Source organism: Okeania sp. (assembly GCF_983059655.1).
Genome location: NZ_CEZPJD010000438.1, coordinates 1 through 6,460 on the forward strand (window position 1 = coordinate 1; position 6,460 = coordinate 6,460).

The following is a 6,460-nucleotide window of genomic DNA, read 5'->3' on the forward strand; positions in this document are numbered from 1 at the left end:
CAACTAATTTCACTTGATTTTCTGGATGTAAATTTTCTTCTGGTTCGTCAATCATCAGAAAATTATTATTTTCAGTAGCCCAATATTTTAGATATAGGTAAAGCAAAGTTAATTGATTTACAGAAGAAGAAGTTAAGTGCATTGGTAAGTCTTGGTCTTCTTTTGCAAATCTAAAATAAAACTCTATTGGGGAGATGCCTTCTAAACTTTTTAAGACTATATTACCTCCCATTATTTCTATCAGTTTTTCGATAATATTTTCATAATGTGGCACTATTTCGGCATCTTGATTCAGAGAATACAGTTTTTCAAACACATAATTCATTGGTTCGGTATAAGGTTTCTTGAAAAAATCCAATTCTTTGATATAACCTGAGTTTATTTCATCCTTATTTCCCCTATTATGATGCTCAATTAAATCAATAAGTTTTTTCATATCTTCTTCACGTCTTTTTCTCTCTACATCATATATATATTTATAAAAAGTTGGATAAAATTGACGAGTGGAAGGCAAAAAGAATGTTTGATGTTTATGGTTTAGTAAAATATGCATTATAGAAAGAACCAAATATATTTTAATATTACGCTTTAGATCTTTCTCAAAACGCTTTCTAGGAACAAAATCGAAAAATTCTTCCGGTAAAGTTTTTTGTTCAATAGTTATTGATAAAGAATTTATAGGTTTATTCATAACCAAATAATTTAAGTCTTTATAGTCTCCAGCACTAACTTGAAAATTTCCTTGATATATACGTTGTTTCAATTCTTCTAATCCATTGAATTCAAATGATATCTCTAGATTAGAAGCAAAAGATGTAGGCTGAACATTAAATATATTAGCGATTTCTTCTTTTATAAAGATCTCATACTCTGACAAAATATTCTTAATTAAATCTTCAAAAATATCAATTTTATCCTGAATTTCAATAGGAAAATTTTCTAGTGAATGAGCAAATTTACTAATTACTTCTGGATTAAAAATTGCCCACAATAGTTGAGACATGTAAGTTTTTCCACTATTGTTATGACCAACAAAAACGTAAAATTTTTTAGATAAATCAATTGTCTGAGTATTGTTACGAATTGGACCAAAATTTTTAACCAGTAACTTCATTAAATTTTTCTCCTTTACTCCTAATAATGTAGCCAATTTATTTAAGTATTGATGCTAATATAACATCCAATGCCGAAATGATAGCTGCAAAACCCAGAAATAAAACTGCTCTATTTAACATTTTAACTTCAGCATCTCTGAGGTCAGCTAACTCTGTAATTGACTCGTTCCAAATTGCAATTAACGAACGTCTATAATTTCCTTAATAGATATCAATACATTTTTTAAAATATTGTAATTTCTGGCAACAGGGGTATAAAATAGAATAATCATAGTTTAGTGTCTTTGAAGGAGAAAAATAAAATGCTTAATGGACTAACTTCACAGCAAGAAACAGAAGCTCTTAAACGGACGGAAGACAATATTGAGAAACTAAAATCATTTTTAGAAAATTGTATTTCCCCTAATTCATTAACTGATGAAGCACAGGAGTTTTTTCGAGAAGTTGCTGCTCTTAAAGGTCAAAGTGTAGAGGAAACTTTACAGGAAATGATGGCAGGTACGATCAAATATTTGGAGGCAATTAATACAGAAATTGAATTCAAAAATGATATGCCTACAGATATAAATAAGTATGTGGATAAGATAGAGAAATTGGCTGCTGGTATTGAGTCTTGTTGGGATATCTTTTCAGAAGAAAGTCGTCAATATTTTAGCAAAATAGCTTACGGTTTTACTCAAGCAAGTTCTAAATGTAACGGATGGCAAGGTTTGTTAATTAAATTCAGATTAATGTTGCCTTCTCTACAACAAAAAGAAAATTTATTTAGTAAGTATCAAAAGTCTTTTTTGATAATTCCAAAAGCTGTAGCTAAAGCAATTGAATTGAGAAAATCAAAATCTACTTCTCAGTTATGGGAGAAAAGTCAATATTTATTAAATAAGGCAACAGAAATATATAACTCAGAGAAGGGAATTTTATTGCCATATTTGAAACATTTGGGGCGCACTCCTGAAGAGCAATTAGAGAAAAATAAACCTGCTATGGCTTGGGCAAAAGCCAGAATGGAAGAAATTAAAAAAGAGTACAATGGAGAAAATTTATAGTTATGATTGTAATTTTAGATTCAGGAGTGCTTGGTTTACTTGCTAGCCCAGTTAAAGATATTTCTCAAACGAAATATAGTGAAATTTCCCAATGTAATGAATGGCTATATGAGCTATTAGCTAAAAGTATATATGTAGTAACTTCTCAAATTTCTGATTATGAAGTTAGACGGGAATTAATTCGGATTAAAAGTAAAAGTCTACAAAGATTAGATAGTCTTAAGGATGTAGTAGATTTTCTCCCACTTACAACAGAAGTTATGAACAAAGCTGCTGAGTTTTGGGCTGAGGCACGTCAAAATCATATCCCGACAACTGATAATCAAAATATTGATGCAGATATGATTATTTCTGCTCAATGGAATATTCTTTGTCAAGAAGCTCCTGGTCAAGGAATATATGTTGCTACTACTAATCTTAAACACTTGAAAATATTTGTGGGAGAGAATGCTAAAAATTGGCGGGATATTAAATTTTAGTTTTTTAATTCAACAACAAAAATATTGTTTATTATTCATCAGGGAAAAGAGATAATTGGGTTCCTGGCGGTGGAGGTGGAGGTATAATTTCAATAACTTCCTTAATAGTATACTGACTTGAGATTAATTTTCCACTAAAATCATACTTCTCGATAACTTTAACGACAGCTTTTATTGCGTCACCAGAAGAAATAGTAATGTTCCTATTTTTCAAAGATTCTAACCAGTTTAAGTCAGCAACTTTTGCTTCGATTCTCCTTTTTCCATATTTAAATACCCATTTTGATTCCCCAATATAATCAGGCTTTTTGATTTTCAAAACCATTTCATACTCATTTTTAATAACTTCTTTGAACAACAAATTTTCCTGAGATTCTTCAGAAAGTGAAAAACTACAGTTAATAGGAAAAATTGAGTCTTTAGTTAAGTAAGATAGCTGATATGCTTTTTTAATTTCAGAAATTGGTGACTGGAATTTATCTATGCTTGATAATAAATATTTCTCGCTTGGAGGTGTGTAAATACCCAAATAATTAGTGTTGCTTTCTTGTGCTGATAATTTCAGTCTTTCTTGTAACTCTAATAATTCAGAATTATCCTTTATTGTATTTCTATCACTAATGAATTGAATAATCTCAGATTTGGCTTTGACTAAGTATGAAGAAACAGATTGAATATTTATTTCTTGGTTATCATCAACAGATTTTAAAATATTTTTGAGCCAAACAATAAGTGAACCTTCCTCTATATTCTCTAATACTAAATTAGACTCAATTTCAACATCAAGATATTTAATTAAAGTATTATCTGTTACTTTGGAAAATTCTATGAGTCCCAACATAGCACGAAATACTATTCCAGGGTCTTCTGTATCTCTTGCAAAATCAATTTTATAACCAAAATCTGCCATTATTTATATTGACTATCTCTACTTAAAAATTTCTAGAAAAATTCTATTCATATTACTACAAAACTTTAGGAAAAAAAAAGGTGGGGTATACCCACCTCAAAAACTGGCGTTGCTGAATACTGGGATGATTGAGACCGACACGGGGACACGGAGACACAGAGACACGGGGATGATAGTCGATCCTCTCTTATAAAATCATTCCACAATTATGCAATGCCCAAAAACTATAACCTACTTCAACCCATCAACTAACTGCTCCCTAGCACTCTCCAACGCTTCCTTCAACTTACTCGGATCGCGACCACCTGCTTGCGCCAAATTCGGACGTCCGCCGCCGCCTCCTCCACACATTTTCGCTATCCCTCCAATAAATTTCCCTGCTTGCAAACCTTTACTATTCACAGACTTACTAAAAGCAGCAACTAAACTAACTTTACCCTCAGACCCGGAACCCAATACCACAGCACTCTCGCCCAACTTTTGTTGTAACCGTTCCGCAGCAGTTTTCAACGCTTCTGCATCAACACCAGGCATTTCTGCTACTAATATCTGAAACTCACCCACAGTCTCAGCATCTCCTAACAACTGGTCAGACTTTGCCACAGCTAACTCACCTTTCAACGCTTCCAACTGTTTCTGCGACTCCTTCAACTCCTGCTGCAAATTACTCACCCGCTCCGATAACTCCTCCGGTTTTGCCTTAAAGCGATCGCTCAATTCCTTAACCACAACATCTCGCACATTCAAATAATCTAAAACTGCCAAACCTGCAACAGCTTCTATACGGCGCACCCCAGAAGAAATACCAGCTTCAGAAATAATTTTAAACACCCCAATTTCTGCCGTATTATTCACATGAGTTCCCCCACATAATTCCATCGACACTCCCGGATAGTCAACTACCCGTACCACATCGCTATACTTTTCACCAAACATAGCAACAGCTCCTTTTGCCTTTGCCTCATCCAATGGCATTTCCGCAACCGTCGCCGGATGTGCTTCAGCTATCCAACTATTTACTTGAGCTTCCACTTGCTCGACTTCCTCCGGTTTCAACCCCCGGGGGCAATTAAAATCAAAACGCAAACGGTCAAAAGATACTAACGAACCCGCTTGAGAAATAGACTGGTCTACCAGCGACCGCAAAGCAGCTTGTAACAAATGTGTTGCGGTATGGTTTGCTTGCGCTCGGCGACGACAAGCAGCATCTATTTGAGCATTCACGGTCATTCCTAACTGTAATGTACCCCTTTCCACGCGACCGAAATGCACAAAAATATTATTCTGCTTCTGCACATCTTCTATCCGCACGACCACATTATCCCCACTCAGATAACCGCGATCGCCTATTTGACCTCCAGACTCGGCATAAAAGGGCGTTTGGTCAAGCACCACTTGTACTTGAGTACCCGCTTCCGCAGACTCAACCTGTTCCCCTTCAGCTATTAACGCCATTACCTGCGCTGAAGAAATCAAATCTGTGTACCCTAAAAATTCTGTTTTGTCAACATCCAATTTTACCCCACCTTCAGCATTCAAGTCAATAGTTTCGTGAGCTGACTGAGAACGTATTTGTGCCAGTTTCATTTCTTTCTCAAACCCATCAACATCAACAGTTAAACCATTTTCCTCTGCTATTTCCTGAGTCAGCTCCAATGGGAAACCATAGGTGTCGTATAACTTGAAAGCATCTTCCCCAGAAATTTGCTTGGTTTTCTGAGTTTCCGGTTTTGCCATAATTTCCGCCAACAATTTTTCACCCCGCTCCAATGTTTCCAAGAAACGAGACTCTTCCCGTTGCAACTCAGCTTTAATAACAGTTTCCCTCTCCCGCAAATTTTGGTAAACATCCTCAGAAAGAGCGATCGCTTTCTCAGCAACTTTGGATGTAAACTCCCCAAAAATGCCAATTAAACGACCATGACGCACAACCCGGCGAATTAACCGTCGTAAAATATAACCCCTGCCAACATTAGATGCGGTGACACCATCGGCAATTAAATGAGCTACTGCTCGTACATGGTCTCCAATAACTTTCAGGGAAATTTTGGTTTTGTCATCACTTTTTTTGTAGTCAATACCAGCAATATCCGCAGCAGTTTTAATAATAGGAAAAATTAGGTCAGTTTCATAATTATTCGGCACTTTTTGTAATATTTGTGCCATTCTTTCCAACCCCATCCCGGTGTCAATATTTCTGTTTTGTAGTGGGGTCAGATTTCCCTCTGCATCCCGGTTATATTGCATGAATACCAGATTATAAAATTCAATAAACCTGCTGTCGTCTTCTAGGTCAATGTTATCATCCCCCAATTCTGGATGAAAATCATAATAAATTTCCGAACACGGACCGCAGGGACCCGTTGGACCCGATGCCCAAAAATTATCTTCCTCATCCATCCGTTGAATACGGTGTGCAGGAATACCAATTTTGTCGCGCCAAATAGCAAATGCTTCATCATCTTCTCGGAATACGCTGACAACTAAATGGTCTGGAGGCAAACCGAATATTTTTGTAGATAGTTCCCAAGCGTAGGCGATCGCTTCTGGTTTAAAATAGTCTCCAAAACTGAAATTACCCAACATCTCAAAAAAAGTGTGATGTCTGGCAGTGCGACCAACATTTTCAATATCGTTAGTACGGATACATTTTTGGGAAGTAGTAGCGCGGGGATATTTCCGGGGTTGTTGTCCGAGAAATATTGGTTTAAATGGTAACATTCCCGCAATAGTTAGTAAGACTGTGGGGTCTTCGGGAACTAGAGATGCACTGGGTAAAATATTGTGTTCCCGTTGTGCGTAAAAGTTGAGAAATGTTTGTCGAATTTCGTTACCTGTGAGTTTTTTAGCAGACATAGCAGACATAATTAATTATAACGTTAGATTTTCTAATTTTAATTTCCAGTCTAT

Annotated in this window: 5 protein-coding genes; 2 read left to right on the forward strand and 3 right to left on the reverse strand. The window is 35.7% G+C overall.

The features are described 5' to 3' along the window. Positions 1–1,150: AAA family ATPase (locus AC3DU7_RS21260; RefSeq protein ID WP_488041298.1), on the reverse strand; the 1,150-nt coding region annotated here is incomplete at its 3' end. A 267-nt stretch (positions 1,151–1,417) separates the two neighbouring features. Here AC3DU7_RS21260 and AC3DU7_RS21265 point away from each other — a divergent pair. After that, complete coding sequence (locus AC3DU7_RS21265) at positions 1,418–2,161, forward strand: BAR domain-containing protein (RefSeq protein WP_488041299.1); 744 nt, start codon at positions 1,418–1,420, stop codon at positions 2,159–2,161. Positions 2,162–2,163: 2 nt separating this feature from the next. Next, the gene (locus AC3DU7_RS21270; protein ID WP_488041300.1) at positions 2,164–2,640 is read left to right on the forward strand and encodes a type II toxin-antitoxin system VapC family toxin; all 477 of its coding nucleotides are present in this window, start codon (positions 2,164–2,166) and stop codon (positions 2,638–2,640) included. A 31-nt stretch (positions 2,641–2,671) separates the two neighbouring features. Here AC3DU7_RS21270 and AC3DU7_RS21275 read toward each other — a convergent pair whose 3' ends face one another. Next, entirely contained in the window at positions 2,672–3,550 is an 879-nt protein-coding gene (locus AC3DU7_RS21275; RefSeq protein ID WP_488041301.1) for an LAPAL motif-containing putative phage structural protein, read from the reverse strand. A gap of 231 nt (positions 3,551–3,781) precedes the next feature. Next, positions 3,782–6,406 carry an alanine--tRNA ligase gene (gene alaS / locus AC3DU7_RS21280; RefSeq protein WP_488041302.1) on the reverse strand — a complete coding sequence of 875 codons (2,625 nt, stop codon included), beginning with the start codon at positions 6,404–6,406 and terminating at the stop codon, positions 3,782–3,784. Between the last annotated feature and the right edge of the window lie 54 nt (positions 6,407–6,460).